General features: G+C 64.5%; 33 protein-coding genes. 30 read left to right on the top strand and 3 right to left on the bottom strand.

The window, feature by feature from the left end; all coding sequences use genetic code 11:
• The first annotated feature begins 21 nt into the window (after positions 1–21).
• A complete protein-coding gene (locus tag AC6CR5_RS00560; RefSeq protein WP_498085164.1) occupies positions 22–582 on the top strand; it encodes a hypothetical protein in 561 nt (186 codons plus the stop codon).
• Here AC6CR5_RS00560 and AC6CR5_RS00565 read toward each other — a convergent pair.
• From AC6CR5_RS00565 to AC6CR5_RS00575, 3 genes are all read right to left on the bottom strand, one after another.
• Complete coding sequence (locus AC6CR5_RS00565; protein WP_498085165.1) at positions 579–1,253, bottom strand: GIY-YIG nuclease family protein; 675 nt, start codon at positions 1,251–1,253, stop codon at positions 579–581. The two genes, AC6CR5_RS00560 and AC6CR5_RS00565, sit on opposite strands and share 4 nt — an antisense overlap.
• A 72-nt stretch (positions 1,254–1,325) precedes the next feature.
• Positions 1,326–1,808 carry a hypothetical protein gene (locus tag AC6CR5_RS00570; RefSeq protein WP_498085166.1) on the bottom strand — a complete coding sequence of 161 codons (483 nt, stop codon included), beginning with the start codon at positions 1,806–1,808 and terminating at the stop codon, positions 1,326–1,328.
• A gap of 435 nt (positions 1,809–2,243) precedes the next feature.
• Entirely contained in the window at positions 2,244–3,260 is a 1,017-nt protein-coding gene (locus tag AC6CR5_RS00575) for a putative phage abortive infection protein (RefSeq protein ID WP_498085167.1), read from the bottom strand.
• A gap of 211 nt (positions 3,261–3,471) precedes the next feature.
• Here AC6CR5_RS00575 and AC6CR5_RS00580 point away from each other — a divergent pair, with 211 nt between their 5' ends.
• The 29 genes from AC6CR5_RS00580 (at position 3,472) to AC6CR5_RS00720 (ending at position 26,400) form a co-directional block, all read left to right on the top strand.
• A complete protein-coding gene (locus tag AC6CR5_RS00580; protein ID WP_498085168.1) occupies positions 3,472–4,116 on the top strand; it encodes a putative metallopeptidase in 645 nt (214 codons plus the stop codon).
• 318 nt (positions 4,117–4,434) lie between these two features.
• On the top strand, positions 4,435–4,908 hold the full coding sequence (locus AC6CR5_RS00585; RefSeq protein ID WP_498085169.1) for a DUF2280 domain-containing protein: 474 nt from the start codon (positions 4,435–4,437) through the stop codon (positions 4,906–4,908).
• Positions 4,859–6,442: a phage terminase large subunit gene (gene terL, locus AC6CR5_RS00590; protein ID WP_498085170.1), complete on the top strand. Its 1,584-nt coding sequence runs from the start codon at positions 4,859–4,861 to the stop codon at positions 6,440–6,442. Before AC6CR5_RS00585 ends, terL begins: the two co-directional genes overlap by 50 nt.
• Positions 6,439–7,722 (top strand): phage portal protein, encoded by a 1,284-nt coding sequence (locus AC6CR5_RS00595; RefSeq protein WP_498085171.1) that lies wholly within the window; start codon positions 6,439–6,441, stop codon positions 7,720–7,722. Before terL ends, AC6CR5_RS00595 begins: the two co-directional genes overlap by 4 nt.
• A gap of 94 nt (positions 7,723–7,816) precedes the next feature.
• Positions 7,817–8,503 (top strand): phage head morphogenesis protein, encoded by a 687-nt coding sequence (locus AC6CR5_RS00600; protein WP_427200217.1) that lies wholly within the window; start codon positions 7,817–7,819, stop codon positions 8,501–8,503.
• Positions 8,504–8,513: 10 nt separating this feature from the next.
• The gene (locus tag AC6CR5_RS00605; protein WP_498085172.1) at positions 8,514–9,596 is read left to right on the top strand and encodes a DUF2213 domain-containing protein; all 1,083 of its coding nucleotides are present in this window, start codon (positions 8,514–8,516) and stop codon (positions 9,594–9,596) included.
• The gene (locus AC6CR5_RS00610) at positions 9,596–10,048 is read left to right on the top strand and encodes a structural cement protein Gp24 (protein WP_498085173.1); all 453 of its coding nucleotides are present in this window, start codon (positions 9,596–9,598) and stop codon (positions 10,046–10,048) included. Before AC6CR5_RS00605 ends, AC6CR5_RS00610 begins: the two co-directional genes overlap by 1 nt.
• Before the next feature lie 67 nt (positions 10,049–10,115).
• Positions 10,116–11,075: a DUF2184 domain-containing protein gene (locus AC6CR5_RS00615; RefSeq protein ID WP_498085174.1), complete on the top strand. Its 960-nt coding sequence runs from the start codon at positions 10,116–10,118 to the stop codon at positions 11,073–11,075.
• Complete coding sequence (locus tag AC6CR5_RS00620; protein WP_498085175.1) at positions 11,075–11,461, top strand: hypothetical protein; 387 nt, start codon at positions 11,075–11,077, stop codon at positions 11,459–11,461. Before AC6CR5_RS00615 ends, AC6CR5_RS00620 begins: the two co-directional genes overlap by 1 nt.
• Before the next feature lie 2 nt (positions 11,462–11,463).
• Complete coding sequence (locus AC6CR5_RS00625; RefSeq protein WP_498085176.1) at positions 11,464–11,838, top strand: DUF4054 domain-containing protein; 375 nt, start codon at positions 11,464–11,466, stop codon at positions 11,836–11,838.
• Positions 11,828–12,280 (top strand): hypothetical protein, encoded by a 453-nt coding sequence (locus AC6CR5_RS00630; protein ID WP_498085177.1) that lies wholly within the window; start codon positions 11,828–11,830, stop codon positions 12,278–12,280. The genes AC6CR5_RS00625 and AC6CR5_RS00630 overlap by 11 nt, the downstream gene beginning before the upstream one ends.
• Positions 12,281–12,284: 4 nt before the next feature.
• Positions 12,285–12,698 (top strand): hypothetical protein, encoded by a 414-nt coding sequence (locus tag AC6CR5_RS00635; RefSeq protein ID WP_498085178.1) that lies wholly within the window; start codon positions 12,285–12,287, stop codon positions 12,696–12,698.
• A 127-nt stretch (positions 12,699–12,825) separates the two neighbouring features.
• A complete protein-coding gene (locus AC6CR5_RS00640) occupies positions 12,826–13,284 on the top strand; it encodes a phage neck terminator protein (protein ID WP_498085179.1) in 459 nt (152 codons plus the stop codon).
• A gap of 65 nt (positions 13,285–13,349) precedes the next feature.
• Entirely contained in the window at positions 13,350–14,708 is a 1,359-nt protein-coding gene (locus AC6CR5_RS00645) for a DUF3383 family protein (protein ID WP_498085180.1), read from the top strand.
• Between the two features lie 15 nt (positions 14,709–14,723).
• A complete protein-coding gene (locus AC6CR5_RS00650; protein WP_498085181.1) occupies positions 14,724–15,152 on the top strand; it encodes a phage structural protein in 429 nt (142 codons plus the stop codon).
• Positions 15,152–15,661, top strand: coding sequence for a phage tail assembly chaperone (locus tag AC6CR5_RS00655; RefSeq protein WP_498085182.1), 510 nt, complete (start codon positions 15,152–15,154; stop codon positions 15,659–15,661). The genes AC6CR5_RS00650 and AC6CR5_RS00655 overlap by 1 nt, the downstream gene beginning before the upstream one ends.
• A 142-nt stretch (positions 15,662–15,803) precedes the next feature.
• Entirely contained in the window at positions 15,804–18,266 is a 2,463-nt protein-coding gene (locus AC6CR5_RS00660; protein WP_498085183.1) for a tape measure protein, read from the top strand.
• A gap of 13 nt (positions 18,267–18,279) precedes the next feature.
• Positions 18,280–18,900, top strand: a complete 621-nt coding sequence (locus AC6CR5_RS00665; protein WP_063584417.1) for a phage baseplate protein — start codon at positions 18,280–18,282, stop codon at positions 18,898–18,900.
• Positions 18,901–18,904: 4 nt separating this feature from the next.
• Entirely contained in the window at positions 18,905–19,237 is a 333-nt protein-coding gene (locus AC6CR5_RS00670) for a phage baseplate plug family protein (RefSeq protein ID WP_498085184.1), read from the top strand.
• Complete coding sequence (locus AC6CR5_RS00675; RefSeq protein ID WP_343718615.1) at positions 19,224–20,141, top strand: phage protein; 918 nt, start codon at positions 19,224–19,226, stop codon at positions 20,139–20,141. The genes AC6CR5_RS00670 and AC6CR5_RS00675 overlap by 14 nt, the downstream gene beginning before the upstream one ends.
• Positions 20,138–20,836, top strand: coding sequence for a Gp138 family membrane-puncturing spike protein (locus AC6CR5_RS00680; RefSeq protein ID WP_498085185.1), 699 nt, complete (start codon positions 20,138–20,140; stop codon positions 20,834–20,836). Before AC6CR5_RS00675 ends, AC6CR5_RS00680 begins: the two co-directional genes overlap by 4 nt.
• Positions 20,836–21,204, top strand: coding sequence for a contractile injection system sheath initiator (locus tag AC6CR5_RS00685; protein ID WP_498085186.1), 369 nt, complete (start codon positions 20,836–20,838; stop codon positions 21,202–21,204). The genes AC6CR5_RS00680 and AC6CR5_RS00685 overlap by 1 nt, the downstream gene beginning before the upstream one ends.
• Positions 21,205–21,225: 21 nt before the next feature.
• The gene (locus AC6CR5_RS00690) at positions 21,226–22,677 is read left to right on the top strand and encodes a hypothetical protein (protein WP_498085187.1); all 1,452 of its coding nucleotides are present in this window, start codon (positions 21,226–21,228) and stop codon (positions 22,675–22,677) included.
• A complete protein-coding gene (locus tag AC6CR5_RS00695; protein WP_498085188.1) occupies positions 22,677–23,342 on the top strand; it encodes a baseplate wedge 1 family protein in 666 nt (221 codons plus the stop codon). The genes AC6CR5_RS00690 and AC6CR5_RS00695 overlap by 1 nt, the downstream gene beginning before the upstream one ends.
• Complete coding sequence (locus tag AC6CR5_RS00700) at positions 23,342–24,646, top strand: gp53-like domain-containing protein (RefSeq protein ID WP_498085189.1); 1,305 nt, start codon at positions 23,342–23,344, stop codon at positions 24,644–24,646. The genes AC6CR5_RS00695 and AC6CR5_RS00700 overlap by 1 nt, the downstream gene beginning before the upstream one ends.
• Before the next feature lie 2 nt (positions 24,647–24,648).
• A complete protein-coding gene (locus AC6CR5_RS00705) occupies positions 24,649–25,095 on the top strand; it encodes a phage tail assembly chaperone (protein ID WP_054446236.1) in 447 nt (148 codons plus the stop codon).
• 98 nt (positions 25,096–25,193) lie between these two features.
• The gene (locus AC6CR5_RS00710) at positions 25,194–25,637 is read left to right on the top strand and encodes a hypothetical protein (protein ID WP_054446237.1); all 444 of its coding nucleotides are present in this window, start codon (positions 25,194–25,196) and stop codon (positions 25,635–25,637) included.
• A 2-nt stretch (positions 25,638–25,639) separates the two neighbouring features.
• A complete protein-coding gene (locus AC6CR5_RS00715; protein ID WP_498085190.1) occupies positions 25,640–26,131 on the top strand; it encodes a hypothetical protein in 492 nt (163 codons plus the stop codon).
• Between the two features lie 2 nt (positions 26,132–26,133).
• Entirely contained in the window at positions 26,134–26,400 is a 267-nt protein-coding gene (locus AC6CR5_RS00720; RefSeq protein ID WP_498085191.1) for a hypothetical protein, read from the top strand.
• Positions 26,401–26,959: the final 559 nt, after the last annotated feature.

Below are 26,959 nucleotides of genomic sequence, written 5' to 3' on the forward strand. Positions count from 1 at the left end.
AGAATTTGAAAGGAGTAAAGAATGCCGCGTGAAGCCGGAACGTTTTCGTGCCCCGAGCACGCGATTGCCGTTGCCTACCTGATGCTGGCCATGCCCATCGAGCCGAAGAACCCGACGCAGTTGGTCTGCGAGGCCCTGCGCGAGCGGTTCGACGTGGAGTATGAGCGCAAGGCTCTTTCAGGGCTGACGCCGCATGAGTGGCATGCGCAGGCCGTGTTCATCGTGAAGCTGATGGAGCGGACGCTGGGCGACAGCGTGGGCTTTCACATCTTGCGGACGCAGTATGGGACGGGCTTGGAGGGGGCCGAGAGCGCCCGCGCCGTCTCCGAGTGGCTGAACCCCTCCGCCAAGGGGCGGGAGCGTTTGGTGACCGATATGCTCGTTTGCCGGATGCTGCGAGGTCGACCGCGGATTCGTGACCTGTCGGATCGATTCGATGTCCCGAAATCGACGCTGCACGACGTGTTGCAGGCCTATCGACGGCTGGCCATGCAGGAAAGGGCGGGAGCTCTAGATGCTTTGGCACCGGCGATGGTGGGTGCCGCGATCGTCCAGCAATCAGCTCGCGAGGTGCGCGGCTAGCGTCCCCCTCTTTTGCCAAGCATAGGTCTCTCGACATCCCACAAATGATCCTCCATTGCCTGAACCGCTACTGCATGAATTCCTTCACAGTGCCAGACTGACAGATGGATCTGTTCAATATCTCCTGGTTGCAGCCAATGCGTTAGTTGCATCGAATATGTGGTTCTATCTTTGTAGCCGAAGTGTTGCCGCAACCGGCTTTCCAGATTCCGGGAGCTGCCGACATAGAGCGTCGAGGACGCTTGATTTGCTCTACAGTATGCCCTTGGTTTGATTCCTGCCTGCGTCGCCAGATCTTTCTCCTGCGTCTTACAGCCGTTGAATCGCTCCAAAACGGAGGATTGCTCGCGGCCATGTCGAATGGCGAATCGGTAAATCACGGTTCCTTTGCCAGCCCATCTGACTAATTCCCCCGTCTGAGCTTCGGGAAATGACTCGCAAAAATCGGAATACGCGAGAGTGACTTCCTTTTTTGGCGGTGGCGTAGTTTTTTGAACGTCGTCCGCTAGTGAGCGTAACGAGGTAGCACATTGCGAAAAGAAGTCCGGGGTGAGCATGATGGTTTTAAGCGATGAAGCGAATGTCCAATCGGGTTGCTTGAGAGCGCCGGCGGCGAAGTGAATAGCCTGATGACTTGACTTGGCCGGACAAGAAAGCGAAAATTCCGCCACACTCGTAGCAAGTACGACCTGAAGAAACGCCCCGGGCAAAACCCGGGGCGTTTTGCATTTCTGGTCGCGGATTTAGAACTTCGGAATGGCCTTAACTTGGTCCGCAGTCGACGGAGGCTCGCAAGCGTGATCGCTGTCCCCCAATTGGCCTTGGATTTGGCGTGCGCAGAAAATCAGCGATTCACCGTGGGGAAGGTCCAGGCGTCGCTCCTCTCCGTATTTCAACGTGGCGCGCTCCACGTAGACCCGGTGCATCGGGTCGGCTTTCGGCACCGAAATACTGGTCTTGGCATAACTCGCGCCAGTGGTGTTGCCGCTGGTCTGTTCCGCCGCAACGGAGTAATCCACGTTGGCTTCGAAAGAGACAGTAGTCGGCGAGCTGGCGGTTATCCGAATCTGGATCTGCGGCTTCGCAACGCCGCCGGAACATCTTGCGGTTTCATCGCACCGTTGGACTTGATAGATCGTGCTGAGCGTTCGGCCTTGGGAGTCGCTGGCGAGCCTGTCAATCGACAGAGTTGCTCGCAGGGCTGGCCCAGGCCAGGGATCAAGCAAATGCACTCGAATGGCTGCCGTCGACTGTGGAGACGGCATTGGAGCTGCGCAGCCTGTGGCCAACGCGGCGATAGCAACTACGATGAAAGTTTGGGCCGGATTCACTTGTCGCGATTCATGGTTTTTGTTAGTGAGAAGCCGGCGACGGCCGCGCAACTGTAACTGCACGACTGACAGCCGACTCACGGATAAAGGCCTTGAGCGTCCCGAGGCCGTCCTGCCTGCACAGGCGAGCTACAGTAACACAAAATTACACGGCGACCTGGAAATTATTGCCGACGCTTGCAGATCGTTTGCTTTGAATTCCAGGTGGCGAGCAAATGGCATTTGCTTTTGTGGGAAGCGTCACGCCGACTGCTGTAGTTTTTCAGGCCGGTACGCTAAGGAGAAGCCACTATCTAGCCTTTAGGCCTGGGTGCTTGCGTCTGCCGGCCGCTAAAGATCTTTTGCCTCGATGATGCCAAGCTCCAGCTTGGCCACACCGGAGTTAAACGCGCGTTTCGTATATGGAAAGTCGGGGCACGGTTTCAAAGTTAGTGTCTGCCGCATTGCAGATACAAGGCCGTCGGTTCGGCTTTCTAGGTTGTCGAATAGCGCGTATTTTTCGATGAGCGGGACAAAGTTCTTGCCTTGCTCAGCACAGCCACTGTAGAGAAGTATCATCATTTCGGGCCACGAAAGCTGGGAGCGAATAATTGCACAATAGTGCCACTTTTCTCGTGCTGACAGGGGGCTCTTATCGACCCAGTCCATTAGCCTATATAGTGTGCGCAGAATGGGACCTAGAATAGAGTGGTTTCTCTCATATATAGCGTGATAGGAGGCCCGGGCCCGATTAAAGCGGTCAACCACTAGAGTGTCGGCTCCGTTTAAATATGAGTTCGCGGCGTCATCGTAGGTTCGTGGCCCCGGAGAGTCGCCAACGCGTTGCCCGCTAGGGTCTTCAATCATTGTGGCTCTATCGCCTTTGAGGGAAAGGGTCAACCGATGGAGTACTAGTATTCCAGATCGCTCACTGGCATCTTGTAGCCCCATAATCATTTGGCGGTAGCTTTGCAGCCATGCAAAGAAAGTTTGTTCAAAGCTCTGCCTGACTATCGCGTCGTGTTGATCTGACAGTGCTCTGGTTGACGCGCGGGTTTCTTCTAATTGCAGTTCAAAGTCCCGGCGCGCCAGCGCCAGTTCCGTAGTTTGGAGGCGGATTGCCTGCTCCTGTGCTAGCAACGTTCTAACGAGTAGGACGATGGTGATCGTGCCAACTACCGGATTGAGCAGGCCTCCGAGGAAGTCGCCGAACTGCCCCCAGCTTTCTGGCTGCCCTGGGGGGGCAGAGCGGTAGATCCCAAAATAGGCAAAGTACGCGGACAGTAATAGAAGGCCAACGATCACCGGTACCCATACCAATTTAGACGCGCTGGGGGCTTCAGGCGGTTCGTGAGTTTGCGGAGTCATACGTTATAAAATCTGCTGTCGTAAGTTTTTGTAACTCATCAATATAGTGAAAACTCCGCTGCCCGACAATCGGTACAGTTCCTTGAAAGAACTACCGTGTTGCTTTCAACCCTGCGCCGGCGGCGGCACTCGCGGCGGCCGGTCAGCGAAAAGAGCCGCAGCGCTCCATCGAGCAGAGCACCACCGGCCGCAAAATTTGGCGTAATTCAGCATGAAGGTAAGGCGGGGGAAATCGGCAATACCGCTGCGGCCGCAACCGCCCGCCGTGTGGCTGGCGCGAGCGGAGGTAGCCGGCGGCTTGTTGGCGCCGGCGCCTGAAACGCTGGAATGGGTTGAACGGGTGATACTCGCCGCGGACGGGCCGCTTCATAATCCTGACCACGCTCACTTGGTGGATGCCGATCTGGCTTTCCTCTGGGCGTCGTCCGGCTTCCAGAAGACAGGGCGCACGGTGCTCGGCCAGGCCGAACAGGTCATGTTCCGCGCTGGCGGCTGGCAGAAGGCACGCCAGGAGCAGCAGATGATCGAGTGGTTCGGCCGTGTGCCGGCCTTCCTGATCACTTTGGCGGCGGACTACTGCGCCACCTGCAGCGACGCGGAATTCTGCGCGCTGGTGGAGCATGAGCTCTACCACATTGGGCACGCGCCGGACCCCTACGGCGCGCCGGCGTTCGACAAGCAGGGCCGGCCGAAGCTGCGCATCGTGGGGCACGACGTCGAGGAATTCGTGGGCGTGGTGGCGCGGTATGGGCCGACGGCGGATGTTCGGCGGCTGGTGGCCGTGGCAGGCGCGAAGCCGGCCGTGCCTCGGCTCGACATCGCCAGGGCGTGTGGTTGCTGCCTGAAGGCGGCTTAGGGCCGGGCTTGAACGTACCAAAGGAGGGCGTACTCGTCGTAGCCCTCGCGTTCGGCTCGCTCGGCCAAGCGAACGAGATAGGCGCGAAGATCCCGCAGCTGGCGCCGCCTGCGCCGGCAATCAGGATTCGTAGAGATCTGTCGCTCTATGGCGTCGATGCGGTTGATGGTCCGCTCGGCGCGTCGACGTAGGGCCGATTCCCCGCGCCGGTGAAAGTGTTGGAGGCTCATTTGTTGTTTTTCTCCCGAAGTTTGAGCTTGATCACCCAGCATACGGGCCACAAGGTAGGCCGGCAATATTTCGATTGCGAGTCTGGATGTGCCGAAGTTGACCGACGCGCATAAGCGCTTCATCGTCCAGTCCCTAGCCTGCTGGGACTCCCCCAGCCAGGTATCGGAGGCAGTCAAGGAAGAATTCGGCATAGACGTGCCGCGCATGCAGGTGGCCCAGTACGATCCGACCAAAGTCGCCGGCAAAGACCTGGCCAAGAAGTGGGTCCAGCTATTCCACGACACCCGGCAGCGCTTCCGCGAGGAAATCGCCGAGATCCCCATCGCCGACCAGGCATTTCGCCTGCGGCAGCTCGGCAGGATCTACGACAAGCACATCAGCCGGGGCAACGTCGTCGGCGCGGCCGGCGTGCTGGAGCAGGCCGCCAAGGAGGTGGGCGGTGCATTCACGAACAAGCGGGAGCACACGGGCGCCGGCGGCGGCCCGATAGAACAGAAGACGGTGGTGGTGGATGAAAGAGAAGTCGCCGCCGCCGTCGCCAAGCTGCAAGGCGAGTACTGATCCCGCCGTCCTGCGCGCCACGGCCAAGGCGCTATGCGAACAGGACCACCTGTTCTTCAGCCGGTACTTCTTCAAGCACCGCCAGGCCATCAAGTTTCGGGTCAACTGGCACCACGAGCTGATCGCGCGGAAGGTGCAGGACGTCATCGACGGCCGCATCAAGAACCTGGTCATCAACGTGCCGCCGGGCTCGTCGAAGACCGAGCTGGTCGCCATCAACCTGATGGCGCGCGGCCTGGCGCTGAACCCGCGCGCCCGGTTCCTGCACATCAGCTATTCCGATGACCTGGCGCTGCTGAATTCGCAGACGGCCAAGGAGCTGGTCCAGTCTGACGAGTTCCAGGAACTGTGGCCGCTTAAGGTCGCCGCGGACGCGAAGAGTAAGAAGCGCTGGAACATCGAGGTCGATGGCCGCAAGGCTGGCGGCGTCTACGCGGTGTCGCTCGGCGGCCAGATCACCGGCTTTCGTGCCGGTCATATGGCGCAAGGGTGGCAGGGTGCCATCGTCATCGACGACCCGCTCAAGGTCGGCGACGCCTACAGCAAGCCGCGGCGTGCCAAGGCGAACCGCGACCTGATCGCCACGGTGAAAAGCCGTCGGGCCAACCCCGACACGCCGATCATCGTGATCATGCAGCGCCTGGCGCAGGAGGACGTGACCGGCTTCATCGAGGCCGGCAACCTGGGCTCGGACTGGGAACAGATCGTCATCCCGGCGCTGATCGACGACGCCTATGTGGCAGGCCTGCCGGCCGAGCTGCAGCCCAAGGTCGACAGCAGCGTCCGGGACGAGAAGGGGCGCTTCAGCTACTGGCCCTACAAGGAGCCGCTGGCGGATCTGCTGGCCATGGAGGCCGGTGCCGGCACGGACCAGGAGGGCGCACGTGTCAGCCGGTACGTGTTTTCGGCGCAGTACCAGCAACGCCCGGCGCCGCTGGGTGGCGACCTGATCAAGGGCGCCTGGTTCGGCCGGTACGCGGTGCCGCCCCGGATCTTGGCGCGCAAGGTGTTCGCCGACACCGCCCAGAAGACGGCCGAGCGCAACGACTACAGCGTCTTCGAATGCTGGGGCCTGGGCGACGACGGCAAGCTTTACCTGCTGGACCTGTTGCGCGGCAAATGGCAGGCGCCGGAGCTCAAGCGCCGGGCGCTGGACTTCTGGGCCAAGCACAAGCCGTTCAATCCGAAGCTGTCGGCGCCGCTGCGGCAGTTCCTCATCGAGGACAAGTCGAGTGGTACCGGGCTGGTCCAGGAGATCGCCGCCGGCGGGCATATCCCTGTCAAGGGCGTTCCCCGCGACAAAGACAAGCTGACGCGGGTCATGGACGTCCAGAGCTACCTCGAGGCGGGGCTGGTGTGTATTCCCGAGGAGGCGCCGTGGGTGAACGACTTCATCGCGGAATGCGAGGCCTTCACCGCTGACGATACCCACCCCTACGACGACCAGGTCGACCCCATGGTCGATGCCATCAACGACATGCTCGCCACGGCGGGCAGCGACATAGGGCGCTTCATGGCGCTGGCAAGTACATGATGAACCAAGACGGCTACCTGTCGGCGCTGCTGGGGCCGGGCATGCTGGACGCATTGCCCGGCGGGCTGGGTGCGCTGGATGACCTGGCGATGTACGCCGAGGGCGGTCTGCCGGCCCGCGTCGTGGACATGATTCCGGACACCGCTGTGTCACGCGGCGTGACCATCGCCGGCGACGACCGGGTGCGGGACGAGCTGGATCGGCTGAAGGCGTTGCCGGCGCTGGCTGATGCCTGGCGCTGGGCGCGGCTGACGGGGGGCGGAGCGATCGTGATCGTTGCCAAGGATGGGCGTGCCTTGCGCGATCCGTTGAACCTTGACGCCCTGGACACGCTTCTGGAGCTCAAGGTCTTCACGCTAAGCGACATATCGGCCACCGAGAGGCGCTATTCCAACCCGAAGGAGGCCAACTACGGCATGCCCGAGATCTACCGCGTGCGCGTGCAGGCGGCGGGCGTGCCTTCGGCCGAGTTTCTGGTACACGAAAGCCGCTTGATCGAGGTGCCGGGAGATCCGCTCCCTGCGCAGCTCAATCGCAAGGGCATACCCTGGGCGGGGCGACCGGCGGCGGCGCGGGCGTTTCGGGCGATCCGGCGCTACGGCGAGGGGTTGACCTGGGCGCTTCGGCTGATGGAGAAGAAGCAGCAAGCCGTGCACAAGATGAGAGGCCTCGCCGAAGCTATCCAGACTCAGATGGAGGCGGTCGTCCGAAAGCGCGTGGAGATGGTCGACGCCGCCCGCAACGCCCTGAACGGCGTGGCCGTCGACGCGGAAGACGACTACCAGGTGCTCAGCTCGGACATGGGCGGCATCAAGGACACCCTGGCCGAATTCCAGATCGCGGTGTCGGCCGAGGCCGGCTACCCGGTGAGCGTGTTGTTCGGGCGGTCAGCGGCCGGCCTGAACGCCACCGGCGACGGAGACCTCGAGGGGTTCTACAACGCGGTGGCCATGGGCCGTGGGGTGAAGCTGAACCCCGCGCTGGAGCGCCTGGTGTCGTTGATCCGGGCGCAACGCTCATTGGCCGGCACCGGTACCGCGCAGGGCGAGGCCTGGTCTATCACCTGGCCGCCGCTCAAGCCGGCCACGGCCAAAGAGGAAGCCGACGTTCGCAAGGCCAACGCCGAGGCCTCGGCCCGCGAAATGGACGCCCTGAGCGCCGCCGTCGACAACGGGCTCAGCCAGGACCAGGCGCTGCGCTACATGAAACAGGAAGGGCTCTATGGCCTCGTTCCCGACACAAATAGTCAAACGGCCACGTCGTACGCTGCGGCCACCTAAGCAATGGCGCTACCCACTCGGTGACGAGCAGGACTACGCGCGGGCGCTGCGGACCACTGCGCAGGCCGCCGTTCTGGCCGTCGAGCGGTATGTGATGCCCGAACTGCCGCGGGTGCTGCGCGAGGATGACCTGCGCAACACGCCGGCCGGCGACGGGGGCTGGTTCGAGTCGCTGCGCCGAGCCTTCATGGCGGCGCTGCAGGCGGCAGCCTTGCCTGACGGCAAAGCGCAGAGCCTGGCGTCGCTGGTGTCCCAGCGGGTCGAGCGATACAACAAGGAGCAGTACCACCGCATGCTGCGGCGTGCCTACGGGGTGGACGTGTTCAAGGCCGAGCCAGCCCTGGCCCGCATCCTGCGCCCCTGGGAGGCCGAGAACATTGGCCTGATCAAGTCCATCCCGGAGCAATACCTGGATTCGCTGCACGGCCGGGTGGTTGCCGCCGTCCACAGGGGCACGTCCCTGCGGGACATGACCCGCGAGATCCGGGAAACCTATGACCTGCCGCGCAGGCGCGCCGAACTGATCGCCCGTGACCAGATCGGCAAGCTGAACGGCAACCTGACCGAGTACCGGCAGACCAATATCGGCGTCAAGAAGTACCGGTGGCGGGGCGTCCTGGATGACCGCGAACGCGATGAGCACGTCGACCGCGAGGGCCAGGAATTCAACTGGGACGATCCGCCGCCGGACGGCCACCCCGGCAAGCCCATCCGCTGCCGCTGCTGGGCCGAGGCCATCCTGCCGGCCCTCGAGGATCTGGACGCCCTCATTGTTCATTGAAGGAAATCCCATGGTGATGCGATATGACCGGGCGCCGCTCAAGGCGACCCGCACGGACGAGGGCTACCTGGTCGATACGCCCGTGCTGACGCGTACCGGCGTCTTCCAATACCGGGACGGCGCGGGCCGCGTGCGCCGGGAATACCGGCCGCCCGAGGAGGTGTTCAACGCCGACTCCCTGGCCAGCCTGCGGGGAAAGCCGATCACCGACGGCCACCCGGGCAAGGTCAACGCCCAGAACGTGCGCCAGCACATGATCGGCACGGCCCTGTCCGCAGGGCGCCAGGACGGCCAGAACATGGTCGGCGACATCCAGATATTCGATACCGGGCCCGTGGACGCTGGCAACAAGGAGTTGTCGCTGGGCTACGAGCTCGAGCTGGACGAAACCCCCGGGGTATCGCCGCAGGGCGAGCCGTACGACATCGTCCAGCGGCACATCCGATACAACCACCTCGCCGTGGTGAAACGCGGGCGCGCAGGCAATGCGCGCTTGAACCTAGACGCGGCAGACGCCGTAACCAAAACCGATGAGGAACATGACATGAGCACGGTCAAGATCCGACTCGACAACGGCCTGTCCTATGACGCCGCGCCCGAAGTCGAACAGGAGATCAACCGCCTGCGAGCCGACCTGAAAACGGCCACCACCAAGGCGGACGCCGAGGCGGCCCGCGCCGATGCCGAGAAGGCGCGGGCGGACCAGGCGGAGCAGGGCATCGAGCGGGCCCGCCAGGACGCCAAGGGCGCGGCCCTGGCCCGCGTGAAGCTGGAGGCGGTGGCCACCCAGCACAAGGTGGCGTTCAAGGCTGACAGCACCGACCGCGCGCTGCGCGAGGGCGTCATCAAGGCGGTCCGTGGCGACTCGGCCGATCTGGCCGACAAGTCCGACGGCTACATCGAGGCGGCGTTCGACCTGGCCGTGAGCGAAGCCAAGAGCCGGCAGGATGCCGTCGAGACGCAGCGCCGCGAGTTGGCCGGTGGCGACCCGTCGGCGGCCCGGCAGCAGCGCTCCGATAGCGCGCCGCCGCCCAAATCGGCCAGCGCGGCCCGTTCGGCCTACCTGGCGAACCTGAAGAAAGGAGGCGAATAATGCCCGCCATCTACGATGACCGCATGGAGCCGGCCTACGCCGGCATGAAGGCCGACCTGGGCTATGACGATGTCGAGACCTACGCCGCCGCAGGGGATATTGCCCCCGGCGTCATCGTGGGCGACACCACCGACGACCGCATCGTCGCGGGCCCGGGCTCGCGCATCCGCGGCCTGGCGCTGCACACCCACACCATCCCCCGCGATGGCGGTTACCGCGAGTTTGACGCCGTGAGCGTGCTGCGCGTTCGCCGCGGCTGGGCCAAGGTGTCGGCCGGTGGCGCCGTGACCAAGGACGGCCTGGTCCGCTGCGCGGCTGACGGCACCGTATCGGACAGCGGCGCTACCGGTGTGCCCAACGCCGTCTTCCGGTCGGGGGCGGTGGAGGTGTCCGGCGGCAAGGTCGCCCTGATTGAGCTGCTGGCGCCCTTTGCCGCCTCGGCGACGCCCTGATCCCGCCGCCATCATCCGCAATCACCCCCAAGGCCCCGCATAGGGGCCTTTTTTATTGGGAATCAGCATGGAAAAACACGAGCATTACGACGAGGCCGACCTGCCGGCCGTCAAAAAGATCGTCGTGGCGCTGGCCGGCATGCGCGAGGACGAAGGTCTCTACAGCGCCCGCCAGTTGGACTACGTCAAGACGCGGACCTACGACAAGAAGCTGCCGCCCATGGTGGGCCTGACGCTGGTGCCGATCTCCACCGAGGTGCCCGAGTGGGCCGAGACCTTCACGTACTTCATGTACGACGAGGTCGGCATGGCCAAGATTGTCGCCAACTACGCCGACGACCTGCCGCGCGCGGACGTGAAAGGCGAAGAGAAGGTCGCCCAGATCAAGAACATCGGCGACTCCTACGGCTACAGCGTGATGGAGCTGCGGGCGGCCGCCGCCAACCGCAGCGACCTGCCCACGCGCAAGTCGATGGCAGCCCGCAAGGCGATCGAGATCAAGCTGAACCAGATGGCGCTGATCGGCGATCGCAAGTTTGGCCTGTACGGCCTGGTGAACCACCCGAACGTGCCGCTGGTGGTGGGGCTGCACGGTGACTGGCTGAATCCGGCCACGACCCCCGACCAGATCCTGGCCGACCTGGACATGATCTACGACGCGGTGACCAACCAGTCCAAGGACGTGCACACGCCCACCCGCATCGTCATGCCGACCGAACAGCGCAGCCGCATCTTTTCGCGCCGCGTTCCGGATTCCAACGGCAAGACCGTGGGTCAGTTCTTCCTGGACAAGCATCCCGGCCTGCAGATCATCGGCGCCGCCGAGTTCAAGGGGGCGGGCGCCGGCGGCAAGGATCTGATCCTGGCTTACGAGTACAGCGAGGAAAACCTCGCCATGGAGCTGCCGATGCCGTTCAACCAGTTGGCAGCGCAGGCCCGTGGCCTTGAACTCGTCGTGCCGTGCCTGGCGCGTGCCGGCGGGGTGGTCGTGTTTTACCCGCTGTCGATGGCGAAGGGAGATATCTGATGCTGTATTGCGAAAACCGAACCAAGGCGGTAATCAACATCGGTGGCCATACTGTGATCGCGCCGACGCGCGCCGCGTGGGTCAACCCCGAGGACCGAGGCGTGCAGGACCTGATCGACCGCGAGCTGCTGGTCGAGACGGACCCGCCTGGCGAGGATGCGGCCGTGCCGCCGGGCCGCGGTGACAAGCCGACCCCTGCGGCGAAGGCGGACAAGGAGCCGTCCACGGTCAAGGAGCTGAAAGCCTGGCTCGATGAGCAGGGCGCTCAGTACTCGCCATCGGCCTCCAAGCCTGAGCTGCAGGGCCTGTATGAGGCCTTGAAGGCTGCCGCCCCGGGCGAAGGTGGCGGGAATACGCCGGCCGGCGGCGGCTCGCAGGAGTCGTAAGCATGGCGGCCACCATCGACGATCTGGATTTCCTGGCGCCGGCGGTGGCCAGCTTGCCGGCGCCGGACAAGGAACGGGCGCTGGCCATGGCCGCCGACTATCGGCCGGCATGCCTGCCCCCCAAGTTGCAGGACGAGGCACAGCTTTGGTACGCCGCCTGGCTGTTGTACGGCATCAAGGCGCAGCTCGCGGCGGACGCCGACGGCGTGGTGGCCAGGCCTGGCCTGGTCAGCGAGAAGGAAGGCGACTTGCAGCGCGTCTATGGCCGAGTGGCAGGCGCGGAGGATCCAGCGGGCTTCTACGGCAGATACGAACGGCTGGCGCGCATCTGCAAGGTTGGCGCGGCCACCATAAGGAGCATTCCCCGTGGCGGTTAAGGCGATCGACAAGGGGCTGGAGGCGCACGCGCGTCTTGCCAAGGCCATCAACGGGCGCGGCGTCGAGTTTGGCATCCAGCGGGATGCCGGCAGAGACCCGGAGACGGGGATCGAGCTGATCGACATCGCGATCTGGAACGAGCTGGGCACCGAGCACATCCCGGCCCGGCCTGCGATCCGCGACTTTGCCGAGAAAAACGGCGAAGTGCTGGGCATGGCCATGGAGCGGATGGCGGGCGCCGTCCAAGACGGCAGTCTGACCGTGGAGCAGGCCCTGGATCAGTTGGGTACGTTTGCTGAAAAGCACCAGAAGGCGCACATCCAGCATTCCAAGGAATGGGCCAAGCCCAACGCGAAATCGACCGTGGCCAAGAAGGGCAGCGATGTGCCCCTGATCGATCACGGGCTGCTGGTGAACGCTGTCCGATACCAGAAGGTGTAGTGGCATGAGTTTCCGAAAGCCACATGTCATCCTTGGCCAGTTGCCCGGCCGCCGGGAGCGCGGGCGCTGGATCGAGGGCGAGCCCATTCCCGATAGAACCATTTCCGCCTCGGTGCAGCCGGCCAAGGTGGGCGACTACGAGCAATTGCAGGCGACCCCCGAAGGGCGCCGCATACGGGCGGCCGTCCGGATCTACACGTCCGAGCTGTTGAGCGTGGCCGGCCAGGACTGGACCGGCGGCGATCGGCTGGTCTGGGGCGCGGGGCCGCTAGCGGGTGAATACCTGCTGGTGGGCGTGGCGCCCTGGCAGTCGGGCGTCATTCCCCATTACCGCTACCTGGCTGTGCTGTTGGCCGACCAGGAACAACAGAATTCCCAGCACACCCCGGCAACCTGGGCCGGGGGCGGACGGGGCTAAGCGTCCGCAGGGTCTCTCCCCGGGTCCGGCCGGGCAATCCAGGTCACCGGAGAGGGCGGCGCCGAGTCGCAGGCCGTGCAAGCACGGGCGCGATAGTCCCATCGGCGCATACATCCGCAGGACAACCATGACACCGGAAGACGCGATTTTCGAGCTGATCGAGGCGGCCGCCGCCGGCATCCCCGTGATCTTTGCCAACGAGAACGGCACACGGCCGGCGCCGCCGTACATCGCCATGGCGGTGCGCTGGGCGCAGGCCAGCCGGGCCGAGCAGGGCGAGGTGGATGAGGACGGCAACGCGTTGATATCTCAACACAATGACGCCACGGTGGAGCTGCAAGGGTTCGGCGCCGGCGCCTATGACGGCCTGGACACGCTTCAGCTACGCCTGCAGCACCCCGAATTCGAGGAGCGCGCCGAAGCCCTTGGCCTGGCGGTCTTTGATCGAGGCCGCCTGCAGAACATTCCCGTCTTGCGCGAGGGTGCGCGGTATGAGCAGCGCGCCCTCCTGGAGCTGGGCGTGCGCTATGTCGTCGCGAGCCTGGCGGCCGTGCCTGTTATCGAATCGGTCGCGCCCGCCACGTAGGCGCGCGGCCGCTTCCCCTTTGCCACCTGGCCGCCTTGCTGGCGGCCTTTTTACTGGAGCCACGCATGGCAAACCTTGAACGGATCGTCAATGTGGCGATCTCCCTGAACACCACCGCGATCAAGCAGCAGAATTTCTCGGACATCCTGGTGCTGGGCGCGCACGCGCTGGCGGTCGGCCGCATCCTGGTCGTCTCGGAGGCGGCCGAGCTGCTGGAACTGGGCCTGAGCCAGGCCGACCCGTTGTACATCGCTGTGCGCGACGCCTTCAAGCAGATCCCGACAGTGCCGCGAGTCTTCGTCGGCCGGCGCCACGTCGAGACCTCGCATGTCGCGGTTACGCGTGCAAGCGCCAGCGATTATGTGATCAGGCTGTCCTGGCCAGTTTCGAGTGGCCCCTTGCCGCTGGTGGCGTGCCGATTCACGGGGCGGGCCGATAGCACGCCGGCGGACATAGCCGCCGGCCTGGTCCAGGCCATCGTCGACAGTGGCGCACCGGTGTCGCCGACCTCGGTGGGCTCAGATATCTACATCACCGCCAAGCAAGCCGGCCTTGCCGTGGCGGTCTCGGTTAAAGGCGATTTGTTCTTGAATGTTGCCCGCAGCCTGGAAACGCCTACGGCTGCGCTGACGGCATGCAGCAAGGAGAACGCCGATTGGTATGGCGTTGCCCTGGCCAGCCGCTATGAGGAGGATATCCTCGACGCGGCCGAATGGGTCGAATCGAACGGACGGCTGTTTGGCGTTTCCAGCGCCCAGGCCGGCATCCTCGACGCGGCCGCCAACGACGACCTGGCCTCGAAATGCCAGCAGAAGCAGTATTTCCGCACGCATGTCTGGTTTCACGGTAAGGCTGACAGCGAGGCGCTGGATGCGGCGGTGGCGGCCAACCGCTTCACGTTCTACCCGGGCGGGGAAACCTGGGCCAACGCGCGCCTGGCCGGTATCACCTACGACGGGCTGGCCGAGGGCCAGGCGCTGGCGGCGCACGCCAAGAACGCCAACACCTTCGAGCAGATGCGCAGCTTCGCCGTGACCCAGAACGGCAAGGTGGCCGCGGGCGAGTGGATCGACGTCATCCGCGGCCGCGACTGGTTGGCCGAGCAGGTCAAGATCGAGGTGGCCACCCAGCTCGTCAACGCACCCGGCAAGGTGCCGTTCACCGACGACGGTATCCAGGTTCTGGTGGCCGGCGTGCGCAAGGCTCTGATGCTTGCCCAGGCTCGCGGCCTGGTGGCGCCCGACGAGGTCGACGCCGCCGGCAAGATCATCCCGGGCTTTGTGATCTCGGCGCCGCTGTCGATGAACATTCCCACCAATGACAAGGCCAATCGCGTCCTGCGCGACCTCAAGTTCAGCGCTCGACTGGCCGGCGCCATCCATGTCGGCGACATCAAGGGCAACCTGACCTATCAACAAATCTAAGCGGAGCACCTGAGTATGTCCGTAAAAAGCTATGCCCCGAGCCGGGTGAAGATCGTAATGGGCGCGATCTCGCTCAGCGGCCTGGCCGAAGACACCTTTGTCACCGTCGCCGAGATCGGCGAGGGAATTACCTCCGTTTCGGGCGTCGATGGCGAGGTGGCCCGCGCCATGTCGCGCGACACACGCCTGCGCATCACCGTGACGCTGTTGCAAACCAGCGCCAGCAACGCGCATCTGTCGGCCTTGCACCAGGCCGACAAGGCCACCGACGGCGACGGCGCCGTGCCTGTGGCCGTGACCGACCTGCGGGGCAAGTCGTTGCACGCCGCGGATTCCGCTTGGATCGTCAAGAACCCCGAAGCCGGCTACGGCGCCAAGGTCGGCACCCGTGAATGGGTGATCGAAACGGGTCCTTCCATCAACGTCATCGGAGGCAATAGCTGATGAGCCGTACGCTGTCGGTTCCCATTGGGACCACCACCTTTCATATCCTCAAGTTCGACGCATCCACCCAGCTCAAGCTGTTGGGCGATTTGCAGAAGGAAATCTTGCCGGCTGCTGGCTCGCTGTTTGGCGCCGACGTGGGTGGCCAGGCGGGCGACGGCTCCGCTGGCGCTGGCGAGGCCATACAGCGGGACGAGCTGGCCGTCATGCAAGCCCTGCGACACCTGTCCAGCCGCCTGGGCGGCGACGAGCTGCAGAAGTGGTATGGGCTGCTGGTCGGCCCCGACAACGTCAGCTTCGAGCTCGAGGGCCGCGAGCCGCAAAAGCTCACCGATGCCCACCGCGGGCTGGCCTTCCAGGACTTCTCCGAAATCCTGGAACTCATGTACCACGTCCTGATGCACAACTTCGCCGGCCCTTTGGCGCGCTGGGCCAGCCGCTTTGGTCTGGCCCGCGGGAAGCTGGGGAATCTGTCGGCGTCTTCCGCCCCGACTTTGAGCGAGAGCTGATCATCTGGCGGCCGATCCTGGCCGGCCACGTCAGCCTCGACGCGGTGCGCCAGGGGCATGTGGACCTGCTGGACATCCTGAAGCTGAATGCCCTGATGGACGCGCAGGAAGCCCAGCAGGCCCACGCCAATAGGAAAGACCGATGAATGTAGTTCGCGAGCTGGTTACCCTCCTGCGGTACGAGGTGGACGATTCGGGTCTGCAGCGGTACCAGCAGGCCTACGCGGATGTCCAGAACGCCATTGCACGGGTCACAGAATCCGCCGTGCAACGCATGCGCGAGAGCTTGCGGCAGGCTGCTACGCTGCGGCCCGCAGCCGTACCCACGCCGGCCATCAGCACGCCTACGTCCGTAGGTCTGCCGTCCGCACCTCGTGGCGCGGCCGTGGCTGTGGCCGGCGTTGGGGCGGCATCGGCCTTTCCGGTCAACGTAGCGGATACGCGAGCTCGGATTGGGCAGGTTCAGGCCGCCTACGGCACCCTCATGGCCAAGGCGCGCAGCGGCCTGCACACGGTTCGGGAAATCGGAATCGGCACCTGGGAGGGCATTCGCCTGGGCATCCAGGACGCGCGCCAGGCTCAGGACAGAACGACCCGCGCGCAATGGCGGGGCGTGCGCGTACTCAAGGAGCAGGCCGGCGCCTTCTCGGGCCTGCGCAAGATCGTCGGCACGGTGTTTGGCGTGGCTGTTGTCCGGCGGATCTTCAGCGACATCGATGCGTGGGGCCAGATGGAGGCCCGCATGCGCCAGGCGACCGCTTCGGCGCAGGAGTACACGGAGGTTGATCAACAACTGGCCCGCGTGGCCCGCCTGACCTACAAATCGTACGAGTCCAGCGCCGAGCTGTTCGTCCGCACGCGCCGCACCATGGCCGACCTGGGCAAAAGCACCCAGGACACGGTGGACGTGACGGAAGGCCTGGCGCTGGGGATGGCGCTGTCCAGCACCAAGGCGCAGGACCAGGAATCGGTCATCGCCTCGCTGACCACCGCCATCATGCAGGGCAAGCTGGCCATGCACCAGTACAGCACGCTGATGCGGGCGGCACCTCGCCTGCAGGTGGCGCTGGCGGATGGGTTGGGCCTGACCACGGACAAGTTACTCGAGCAGGTAAAGGCCGGCCGCCTCACCAGCGACAGGTTCCTGCCGGCGCTCCAGTCGCAACTGGTGAAGATGCGCATCGACGCGCAGGACATGCCGGTGACTATGGCGGACGCCATGACGGTCTGGAACAACGCCTTTCAGCGGTTCTGGGGGCAGGCCTGGCTCGGGCGCCAGGCGGTGCTGGCTGTCACCCGCGCCATTGAGTTCCTGGCCGATCACATTCAGACGGTGGTTGGGCTGCTGGCCCTGACCGGCGGCGCCTGGGGCTTGGTGAAGCTGCGGGCTTGGCTTCGCCTGGCCACGGTGCAATCGGGCGGGCTCATCCGTTCGCTGGTCTCCGCCACGCGCGCGGCGATCGGGCTGGATACGGCCATGGCGCTACGCCGCGGCCCCGCCGGCGCCCGACGGATGCTCGCCCTCTGGAACCGCGCGCTCGTGCCGATGCTCCGCATGGCCGCGCTGCTGTACACGATCTACCTGTTGATGGACGACATCGGCGTTTGGTATCGGGGCGGTGACTCGATGCTGGGCGACCTGATCGGCCCGGTGGAGGAGTGGAAGGACGAGATCGAGACGGTCAAGACTTTCCTCATTCAGATCAAGGACATGCTCGGAGGAGCTGGTCAGGACCTCAAGCCCTGGCTTAAGGGGCTTGGCACGATCCTGATCATGGCCTATGGGCTATGGAAGATCTTCCGAGGGCTGTTGTGGGTCCTGGGCGTGGTCCGCAATGTGTTCGTGTTCTTGGCGACGCGGGTGGTGCCGATGCTCTGGCGTGCCTTCGTGATGACGCCGTGGGGCCGCATCGCGACGCTCGTCATCGGCAGCCTGTGGCTGATCTGGAAGTACTGGGATCAGATCAACAAGGCCCTGGGTGACGCCTGGACCTGGCTGCGAAGCAAAGCCAAAGGGACCTTCTTCGAGCCGGTCCTCGAGTACATCGACGCATTGTGGACGTTCTGGGTGGAGCTGGTGAAGGGCGTTGTTGCCCTGTTCATCGGCGACTGGGACGGCGCGATCGCGCATTGGCGCAACGCCTTCAGCGGCTTGTGGAAGTTCTTCGAGGATATCGGCGGCCGCATGATCGCCAAGATCCAGGAGATCGGGGCCGCCATCACCAAGTGGATTACCGACAAGGTCGAGGCGGCCGCGAAGTGGTTGGAGCGGCTGCTGCCGGGGGACATGCTGACCGACGACCACAAGGCTGCCATGGCCGCCCCAAAGGAGCTGCTGGGCCACAAGGCTGTCTGGCAGGCGTTTGCAAACGGCACGGGCGTTCCGCTCGTGTCGGCCGGTGCTGCCGTGCGCGCCGGCGCGCCTGGTGGGCGAGGCCCTATGACCGTAGAGATCCACAACGAAACCACGGTCAATGCGCCTGGCGCTGATCCGGGCGCGGTTGCTGGCGCGACCGCGCGCGGCCTGGCCAACACCCAGCGGCGCAGCATTGACCGCCTGGCAGAGTTTCTGGACTTTCATACGGGCGTAGAAGCCGCAAGGTAGGGGTAGAGCCGCGATGAGCTTCGTGTCGATGGTGTTCGGGTGGGGCGGGGGCAGCAGCATCGGCGTGCTGCCCCTGGATGCCCTGATCAGCGAGAGAACCTCGCTCAACAGTCGGGCGACCGAGTACCCGGTCGAGGACGGCCCGCCGGTGACCGACCACGTCGTGCAGGAATCGGAGCTGCTGACCCTGGAAGGCTGGGTGACGGCGGCGGAAGCCTCGTTGCTGGGCGGGATGAAGACAATCGCTTCGCGCATTGGCGGCCATGGCGGAGGCGGTCGCTCCAAGCTGATCGGGGCCAAAGAGGCGTTGCGCAAGATCCACGCAGACCGGCTGCCAGTGACCGTCGTGACCGGCTTGGATGTCTATGTCGGGTTCGTCATGGAGCGGTGCGATATCGACCGCAACAACGAGGACGGCGAGCGGTTCAGCATCAGCGCGGACTTCCGCAAGATCCGCAAGGTCGCGATGCGCCAGGCCGTGATCCCGCCCGAAAAGGTCAAGGGCGGCGTGAAGGGCAAGGCGGGCGCCACCAAGACCAACGCCGGCAAGGCGACCCCCAAGGAAGTGTCGGTGCTCAAGAGCGATACCGGCCAGATCATCGGGAAAATCAAACAGGTCATCTTCGGGAAATGACGCGATGCTGCAGATACCGATCCTGGACGCCAATGACAGCCTCACTGAGGTGGAGCTGGACGGCGCCACGTTCTTTCTGGGCCTGTCCTGGAACAGCGAGGCCGAGCGGTGGACGCTGTCCATCGAGAACGCCTACAACGAGGTGATCGTCGCCGGCATCGCCGTTGTGCCCGATACGCCGTTGCTGGCGATGTATCGGCACTTGGCGGTGCCGGCCGGCGAGCTGGTGGCGCTGGCGCCTGACCGGCGCGATGCGATCGACCGGGAGGCCTTGCCCACCGGCAAGGTGGCGCTGGTGTACGTCGAGGCGGCTGAGGTGGCCCATGGCGCGGTTTGATCGCGTGTACCGGCTTCTGGTGGGCAAGCCGAACCAGAAGGGGCTGGAGATCCGGCAGCCCATTCGGGTGACCTTCGAAGTCAGCAAGGACGCCCAGGAAGAGCCCAACGACCACAAGATCAGGATCTACAACCTCGCCGCGGACACTCGCCGGGCGCTGGAAGAGCCGGGTTTGCGCTGCGTGCTGTACGCCGGCTATGCGGAAGAGGGCGGGCCGCTGTTGATGGCGTCGGGCAGCGTGGTTTACGCATACACCTGGTACGAACTGCCGGATGTGGTGACCGAACTTGCCGTGAAGGACGGCTACACCGAGGTGCGGGACACCGCCGTCTCGATTGGCCTGGGGGCGGGCGCACAGGCCAGCGCCATCATTCGGGATGTGGCGCGCCAGATGGGATTGCCCCTGGTGATGGCCGACGACCTGCCCGACCGCCGGTGGCAGCAGGGATTTTCGTTCTACGGAGCCGCCCGCACCGCGCTGCACAAAGTGACGCAGGGAACCGGCCTGGAATGGTCGATCCAGAACCAGCAGTTGCAGGTTGTGGGCCGGCGCGGGACGACCCGTCGCAAGGCGGTGGTACTGGCGGCCGACACCGGCCTCATCGGCTATCCGGAGCGCACGCGCGAAGCGGCAAGGGAAAAAGCCCGTGTGCGTGACAGCCAGACAAACGACGACGTGCGCCTGGTCAGCGCCCGCCAGCAGCTCGACGGCTGGCGCGTGACCTCGTTGTTGCTGCCTACGATCAATCCTGGCGACCTGGTCAAACTGGAGAGCCGCACGGTGCAGGCATTCCAGCGGGTGGAGGCGGTGCGTCACTACGGCGACAGCGCCAGTGGCGACTGGCAATCCGAGCTGCAGTTGGTCGACCCGCATCTGCCGCATCGTGAGAAGAGAAAGACATGAAAAACCCGATTGCAGGGCTGCGGGCCCTGATCGACGCCGAGCTGGCGGACGTGTACACGACGCTGCCGGGGGAAGTCGTGTCCTATGACGGCGTCACGGTGACGGCGCGCCCGGCCCTGGCCAAGCGCCTGGCAAACGGCGAAGTCCTGAAACCGCCTCAGATCGTCCGGGTGCCGGTCAGGTGGTTCACCGGGGACGTGAACGGCGCGCAGGCGCTCATATCGGTCCCGCTCAAGCCGGGCGACCCAATCACGCTGTCGTTTTCGGCCCGTTCTATCGAAAACTGGCTGGCCGGCGACGACGGGCCGCCCGACGATCCCCGCCAGTTCGACCTGTCGGACGCGTTCGCCAGCCCCGTGGTGCGGCCGGGAATCGCCAGGGCCGATACCGAGAATCTGAGCATTCAGTACGGCCCGGCCTCGGTGAAGCTGTCGCCAGCCGGCGCACTGAGCTTCGTGGTGGCGTCCTGGATAGTGCAGGCCGAACAGACGACCTTCAACACGCCCCTGACCGTGAACGGGCCGCTACGGTACACGCAGGGCCTGTCCGGTGAAGGAGGCGAGGGTGGTGCATCGATGACCGTCCGCGGCGGTGTGGCGTTCGAGGGAGGCCGGCTTACCCATGACGGCAAGGACGTGGGCGCCACGCACGCGCACCCCAACGGCATGGGCGGAATGACGGAGGAACCTGTTTGATGACGATCGATCTTGCACTGTCCGACAACCACGACCTGGCGCTGGACCTTGTCGGCCGCGCTTCGTTGATCGACGGCGCCGCCAAGGTGGCGCAACAGATCAAGGTGACGCTGCTGGCTTTCCTGGGCGAGTGGTTCCTCGATACCAGCTTCGGCGTGCCGTACTTCGAGGAAGTCCTGGTGAAGGCTCCCAATCGAGCCGCGGTCGAGGCTGCGTTTCGCGCCCGGATCGGTGAGGTGCCTGGTGTGTCCCGCGTCCGGCGCCTGGGGCTGGAGATCGATCACGGCCGGCGGCTTCTGCGCGTCTCCTACGAGGCCGACACATCGGCGGGCCTGCTTGCGCAGGTAGTCGACCTGCATCGCCCCTGAACCCATTTTCTTGAGTAGTCCATGGCCTACGGTCTCACGCCGGACGGGTTCGTCCGCATGCGCCTGCCTGAAATCCGGCAGGAAATCATCGAAGACCTGCGCGTCCGGTTGAGGGCGGCAGGCGTAAACGACGCCATCGAAACGCGGCCAGACAGTGTCATCGGCCTGCTGATCGACAGCTTCGCCGAGCGAGCGGCGGCCCTCTGGGAGCAGATGGAGGGCGTTTACCTGTCGATGTATCCCGGCTCGGCCGTCGGCGTGTCGCTGGATCGGGCGGTCGCCTTCACCGGGGTGACGCGCCAACCTGACCAGCAGGCGAGAGCCTATGTCGTCCTGTATGGGAACGAGGGGACGGCCGTTCCCGCCGGCGCCTTAGTGCGCCACCGGGTCAGCCAGAACCTCTGGGCGCTCGCCGGGGATGCGCAGATCCGCAAAGCTGCCGCTGCCGACGTGTGGCTGCGACCCGTGGTGACGCCCGCGTCGCTGTACGAGGTCGTCGTCGACGGCCAAGCCTATTCCTACACTTCCGGCGCCACCACCAACCTGCCGGCGATCCTGGCCGGCCTGGTGGCCGCACTGGCGTCCACGGGCTTGGCAGTTTCCAGCGACGGCGCGGCTATTCGACTGCGAACCGATGGCCGGGTTGCGCGCGCTTTCACCTGGTCACCGACCTTGGACCTGGTGCGCCTGGGTTCGCCGGCGCTGGCCGTCTCGGCCGACCCGTCGGAAGAAGCGGCCGCGCCGGGCGACTTGAATGGCATCGTGACGGCCGTGGATGGTTGGGATGCGGTAGAGAACCTGCAGGCCGGCGCGCCGGGTCGCTTGGCCGAGAATGACGCCGCGCTGCGAGCGCGATATCCCACCGGCTTGTTCCGCCTGGGGGCGGCGACCCTGCCAAGCCTCGCGCCAAACATCCGAGACCAAGTGCCTGGCGTGCGGGCGCTGCGTGTGTTCCAGAACACCAGCGATGACGTTGACGCGGCTGGCCGGCCGCCGCATTGCATCCATGTGGTCGTGGACGGCGGTCTGGACGACGAAGTCGCACAGGCGATCTTCTGGACCAAAGGGGGCGGCATTGATACCCATGGGGCGACACGCGTCGTTGTGACCGACAAGCAAGGTGCTCGGCATCCCATCCAGTTCGACCGGCCGCAACGGGTCTTTGTCTGGGTGTGGTGCGCGGTGACGCTGCTGCCGCCCTCTGAACAGGCGTTCCCGCCGGATGGATTCGACGCGATCACGGCAAGTCTCGCCGCGGCGGGGGATGGTTTCTCGATCGGGGACGACGTGATCCGCCAGCGGCTCTTCGGCGCGATCTACCGCACGCCGGGCATCGCCACGGTGGATCTGCGGCTGGCCTATTCCACGGATCCCACGTTCGTCCCCCGCCAGGCCGACTACACCACATCCAACATCGACATCCTGGATTCCCAGGTGGCCGTGTTTGACCAATCTCGCATCAAGGTGACCTGATGGACCTGCAGCAAGACCATCCAGGCATCGCCTGGTCCCACTGGCTGGGCCAGTTTCAAGGCAAGCCGAGGCTTGAAGCCTTGGTCAAGGCGTTGCTGAAGCCGGCCGACGGCCTGCAGGGCGCCTTGCTCTCCATGTACGAGCAGCGCTGGCTGGATACGGCCGAGGGGCGGCAGCTCGACGGCATTGGCGAAATCGTCGGGCTGCCGCGCGTTATCGATGACGCGATCTATGTGCGGTTCTTCGGCTTTGCCGGGCAACCAAACGTCGGCGGCTTTGGTGAGGTGCGACTGCGCCGGGCCAACGAGCGGCCGGTGGCCGGCTCTACCCGGCTGCTCGATGCTGAGTACCAAAAGCTGCTGTATTGGAAGATCGCCTTGAACAACGGCCACGGCACGACGCCCGAAATCATGGCCTCGCTCAAACCGATCTTCGATGTCAGCAGGGTGGTGGTGCAGGACGCGGGCAACGCCAAGATCCGCATCTGGGTCAGTCGGATTCCGGGGCCGAACGACCCGCTGATGGTCAATCCCTACAAGTGGGTGCCGGCGGCCGCTGGCGTGGGCGTGCAAATTATCTCCGGCTCAACGGAAAAGCCGTTTGGCTTTCGTGAGCAGGGCTTCTACGGTTTTGGCGCCGGCGTGCTGGCGCGGGAAATTCACTGATGGCTGAAACCAACTTCTTCCAGCTCTTCAAGGCAACGTGGGCGCAGAACGGCACCACGGACCGGATCTCGGCAACCCAGTACAGCACGGGGTGGGCCTACATCGGGTCATTGCCGCCGACGGTGGAGCAATTCAATGCTGTGCAGCAGTTCACGGATCAGAAGCTGACCTGGGTTTACCGGCATCTGGAGGCCGTGGCCACCTTGACCGGCCGGGAGCTCACGGCGGCGGGCAGCGACGCGATCTCGTACGCATTCCAGAACTTGAATGCCTCGAGGCTGACCGCTGGCACCGTGCCGGTTGAGCGCCTGCCGGAAAGGGCCCCATCTATGACGGTGGGCGCGGCCGCCAAATGGGAAACGCCGCGCAATATCTCCATCAGCGGCGGGGCGACGGCTCGGGCCAAATTGTTCGATGGGTCCACGGACGTCACCCTGGAAGTGACCGGGTTGAGCATGAGCGCGGCCACGGGCGTATTGCCTCCAACGCACGGCGGGACTGGCTTGGATGAAATTCCCGCGGGCAACTACTTGGTCGGGAATGGCAAGGGTGCCATGATGTCCAAGACGCCGGACCAGGTGAGCGAAGACCTTTTTATTCCCGAGCGCGCGATCGAGGCCTTGGCGCGACATGGCCTGGCTACGGACAATGCTGTCGAAGTGAGCAATCGCCTGACCGACCTGGATGATCTAGATATCAAGTCCGGATTCTATGTAGCTAGGGGCGTTCCGAGTCCGAGAAACTGGCTCGGGTCTGGCTTCCTGCTCCACAGGCTGTACGACTCCAATGGTTTTCAGATGGGTTGCGCGCTTGGCAGCGGAATCCTGCAAATCCGTGAGCGCGACCGGGGTGTATGGAAACAGCCCTTCAAGCTGGCCAACCTGAACAGCCCGGCATTCACTGGTACGCCTACCGCCCCGACGCCGGCGCTGATGGACAGCAGCACCCGGCTCGCCACTACCGCTCATGTTGCGGGTTCCGTGCGCGCTGCGCTAGACGCATATGCCGCCACCAGGGGGCGTTCATCGGCCCAATTCGGTGCGACGGGCTGGTGGCGCTGCGGCGATACGGGATTCATCCGGCAGTGGGGACTCTCGCGCGGAGTCGGTGACGGCGAAGCATGGGTCACATTTCCTATCCCTTTTCCGAGTGTCTGCCTTGGCGGGGTTGTTACGCATGCCGGACGATTTAATGTGCTGGACGACGCCGGCGTTGGTTTGATCGATCCAAGTACGACTGGCGCGTACCTTCGCAATGGCGCGTGGAACTCGGTGATGCTGTATTGGGAGGTTTGGGGAAAATGACGATGACTTACTACTTTTCACCCGGCCGCCTGGCGTTCTACCCGGATACCTTGCGGGACGTGTATGAGGCCAGTCCGCAAGGCTGGCCCGACGACGGCATCCCTGTCAGCGTCGAAGAGTACGAAAAGCTGTTTGCTGAGCAAACACAGGGTCGTGTTTTCTGCGCTGGACCCGACGGCGGTCCAATGACGAAGGAGCCTGATCCGCCGCCACCCGAACAGTTGGCCGCCACTGAGCGCGCCTGGCGTGGATCGCGGTTGGATGCGACCGACGCCTTGGTCCAGCGCCATCGAGACGAGCTCGAGGACGGGATTAGCACCACATTGAGCGCTGAGCAGTACCAGGAGCTGCAGGTGTATCGCCACGCCCTGCGAGAGTGGCCGGAGGCGGAAGGCTTCCCGTCGACAGATCTGCGTCCTGTGGCTCCGGCCTGGTTGTCCCAGCGCTAACTAGGCGCCCGCATCCACATCGCTCATAGACCGCCTCGGCGGTCTTTTTTTCGTCCATCCGGGAGGCAGCAATGCGACCCCATCAAAGGAATTTCTGCATGGAACCCACATCTGCTGGCTTCGGCGGCGGCGCCGCGGTGAAAGTGGCGCTGGCCTACGGCGCGCCTGCCGCGCTGGCCGCCATCCTCGGGCTGCTGATCATGCCGCCCAAGACCTCAAGGGAGTTCACCGTGCGCTCGATCTGCACGGTGGCGTGCTCGTTCATTTTCGGGCCGGCGCTGGCCGTTGCCGTCCTCACCTGGAAGCCCAGCCTGATGGAAGCCATGACCTGGCTTGCCCGGCACGGTGCCGACGGTGACGACCTGGCGCTGGCCAGGTTCTATGTCCTCGGGCCGAGCATGTTGCTCGCGGGCTTGCCGGCCTGGTGGGTGCTGGGTGCCTATATGCAGTGGATGTCGCGCATTCGCGAGATCGGGGTTGTCGCGTGGGTGAAAGAGGTGCTGGCGCTGCTGCCCTGGCGCCGGACTGGCGGGGAGGGGTGAGCATGGACTTGAAAGAGGTTGTGGAACGGTCGATCAATCCGGCGCTGGCGTTGCTACCGGCTCGAATGGACACGCCGGCGGCGCGCGTCATGTTGCTGGCTATCGGCCTGCAGGAAAGCCGCTTCGTGCATCGGCGCCAGATCGGCGGGCCGGCGAGGGGCTTCTGGCAATTCGAGAAGGGCTCGCGTGCGAGTCGTGGCGGGGTGTGGGGCGTATGCCTACATCCAGCGTGCAAGGGCCACCTGGCGGCTCTGTGCAAGGCCCGTAGCGTGGCGTGCGACCCTGATGCGATCTATGCGGCGTTGGAATATGACGACGTGCTGGCCGCCGGTGTGGCGCGGCTGTTGCTTTGGACGGACGCGAAGGCGCTGCCAGCCGTGGGCGACGATCTGGCCGCCTGGGGGCTGTACCTGCGCACCTGGCGCCCCGGAAAGCCGCATCCGAAGACCTGGCCGGCACTGTATGCGCAGGCCATGGCTGCCCTGGAGGCCTGACCATGCCTTCATTCGTACAACGGATATGGGGCTATGTGGTCGCCGCGCTGGCGGCGGTAGCCGCAGCGGCGCTGGTCTACCTGCGCGGGCGCAGCGCGGGCCGCGCAGATGAGCGTCAGGAGCGCAACGAACAGGTCAACGAACAGGCGGCGAAGGCTCGCCAGGAGGTCCGGAATGTGGAGGATGAAGTTGCCCGTATGGACGATGATGCTGTTTCTGATCGGCTCAAGTCTGACTGGGTGCGCGGCCCCGGCCCGGGTGGGCGTTGAGTATTGTGACCATGCACGGCCGATTTATTTCGATTCGAGAGCGCAGGTCGGACAGACACCGGAATCCGTACGCCGTCAAGTTTTGCAGGCAAATGGGACTTTCGAGCGTCTATGCTTACGCCGGCATCGGCAGCCTTGAATGTTAGCTGCAGGTCTTGATTGGCGAGGCAAGCGATGATAATTTTCGTATCCCCCGTTCAATTTGGATGTAAGGAGAGAAACTTGCAACTCACTTTGAATTTGGGGTGGGGATCGCTGCCCGAGATATTCACGAGCGATGTTCGCTGTGACAGTCCCATCTAGCATCCCCAGGGAGTCCGTTTTCACTGGAATCCTGTCGCTTAATCACGTGTCAGATTCGTCTGTCAGGTCGAGGAGCTTTGTAAAGGTGAATGCGCCCACCCCCAGTAAGTCGCGTCATTGACCGCAACGAGAGTTGCTAGCCGAGGGAAGGGTTTAGGGCTTAGGTAGCAACAACCATTGCGCGAGGCGGTGTGTAGCCCAAGGGGTTCCCCCCTTGGGTTTTTTGTTTGGGGGACCTACGTAACTCCCGCGGCGC

The organism is Achromobacter sp. EG18 (assembly GCF_059759395.1).

Excerpts from the sequence above, each read along its gene's own strand:
- AC6CR5_RS00560 (WP_498085164.1), top strand. The coding sequence starts at position 22 with ATGCCGCGTGAAGCCGGAACGTTTTCGTGCCCCGAGCACGCGATTGCC.
- AC6CR5_RS00575 (WP_498085167.1), bottom strand. The coding sequence starts at position 3,260 with ATGACTCCGCAAACTCACGAACCGCCTGAAGCCCCCAGCGCGTCTAAA.
- AC6CR5_RS00580 (WP_498085168.1), top strand. The coding sequence starts at position 3,472 with ATGAAGGTAAGGCGGGGGAAATCGGCAATACCGCTGCGGCCGCAACCG.
- terL (WP_498085170.1), top strand. The coding sequence starts at position 4,859 with ATGAAAGAGAAGTCGCCGCCGCCGTCGCCAAGCTGCAAGGCGAGTACT.
- AC6CR5_RS00595 (WP_498085171.1), top strand. The coding sequence starts at position 6,439 with ATGATGAACCAAGACGGCTACCTGTCGGCGCTGCTGGGGCCGGGCATG.
- AC6CR5_RS00600 (WP_427200217.1), top strand. The coding sequence starts at position 7,817 with ATGCCCGAACTGCCGCGGGTGCTGCGCGAGGATGACCTGCGCAACACG.
- AC6CR5_RS00605 (WP_498085172.1), top strand. The coding sequence starts at position 8,514 with ATGGTGATGCGATATGACCGGGCGCCGCTCAAGGCGACCCGCACGGAC.
- AC6CR5_RS00610 (WP_498085173.1), top strand. The coding sequence starts at position 9,596 with ATGCCCGCCATCTACGATGACCGCATGGAGCCGGCCTACGCCGGCATG.
- AC6CR5_RS00615 (WP_498085174.1), top strand. The coding sequence starts at position 10,116 with ATGGAAAAACACGAGCATTACGACGAGGCCGACCTGCCGGCCGTCAAA.
- AC6CR5_RS00620 (WP_498085175.1), top strand. The coding sequence starts at position 11,075 with ATGCTGTATTGCGAAAACCGAACCAAGGCGGTAATCAACATCGGTGGC.
- AC6CR5_RS00625 (WP_498085176.1), top strand. The coding sequence starts at position 11,464 with ATGGCGGCCACCATCGACGATCTGGATTTCCTGGCGCCGGCGGTGGCC.
- AC6CR5_RS00635 (WP_498085178.1), top strand. The coding sequence starts at position 12,285 with ATGAGTTTCCGAAAGCCACATGTCATCCTTGGCCAGTTGCCCGGCCGC.
- AC6CR5_RS00640 (WP_498085179.1), top strand. The coding sequence starts at position 12,826 with ATGACACCGGAAGACGCGATTTTCGAGCTGATCGAGGCGGCCGCCGCC.
- AC6CR5_RS00645 (WP_498085180.1), top strand. The coding sequence starts at position 13,350 with ATGGCAAACCTTGAACGGATCGTCAATGTGGCGATCTCCCTGAACACC.
- AC6CR5_RS00650 (WP_498085181.1), top strand. The coding sequence starts at position 14,724 with ATGTCCGTAAAAAGCTATGCCCCGAGCCGGGTGAAGATCGTAATGGGC.
- AC6CR5_RS00655 (WP_498085182.1), top strand. The coding sequence starts at position 15,152 with ATGAGCCGTACGCTGTCGGTTCCCATTGGGACCACCACCTTTCATATC.
- AC6CR5_RS00660 (WP_498085183.1), top strand. The coding sequence starts at position 15,804 with ATGAATGTAGTTCGCGAGCTGGTTACCCTCCTGCGGTACGAGGTGGAC.
- AC6CR5_RS00665 (WP_063584417.1), top strand. The coding sequence starts at position 18,280 with ATGAGCTTCGTGTCGATGGTGTTCGGGTGGGGCGGGGGCAGCAGCATC.
- AC6CR5_RS00670 (WP_498085184.1), top strand. The coding sequence starts at position 18,905 with ATGCTGCAGATACCGATCCTGGACGCCAATGACAGCCTCACTGAGGTG.
- AC6CR5_RS00675 (WP_343718615.1), top strand. The coding sequence starts at position 19,224 with ATGGCGCGGTTTGATCGCGTGTACCGGCTTCTGGTGGGCAAGCCGAAC.
- AC6CR5_RS00680 (WP_498085185.1), top strand. The coding sequence starts at position 20,138 with ATGAAAAACCCGATTGCAGGGCTGCGGGCCCTGATCGACGCCGAGCTG.
- AC6CR5_RS00685 (WP_498085186.1), top strand. The coding sequence starts at position 20,836 with ATGACGATCGATCTTGCACTGTCCGACAACCACGACCTGGCGCTGGAC.
- AC6CR5_RS00690 (WP_498085187.1), top strand. The coding sequence starts at position 21,226 with ATGGCCTACGGTCTCACGCCGGACGGGTTCGTCCGCATGCGCCTGCCT.
- AC6CR5_RS00695 (WP_498085188.1), top strand. The coding sequence starts at position 22,677 with ATGGACCTGCAGCAAGACCATCCAGGCATCGCCTGGTCCCACTGGCTG.
- AC6CR5_RS00700 (WP_498085189.1), top strand. The coding sequence starts at position 23,342 with ATGGCTGAAACCAACTTCTTCCAGCTCTTCAAGGCAACGTGGGCGCAG.
- AC6CR5_RS00705 (WP_054446236.1), top strand. The coding sequence starts at position 24,649 with ATGACTTACTACTTTTCACCCGGCCGCCTGGCGTTCTACCCGGATACC.
- AC6CR5_RS00710 (WP_054446237.1), top strand. The coding sequence starts at position 25,194 with ATGGAACCCACATCTGCTGGCTTCGGCGGCGGCGCCGCGGTGAAAGTG.
- AC6CR5_RS00715 (WP_498085190.1), top strand. The coding sequence starts at position 25,640 with ATGGACTTGAAAGAGGTTGTGGAACGGTCGATCAATCCGGCGCTGGCG.
- AC6CR5_RS00720 (WP_498085191.1), top strand. The coding sequence starts at position 26,134 with ATGCCTTCATTCGTACAACGGATATGGGGCTATGTGGTCGCCGCGCTG.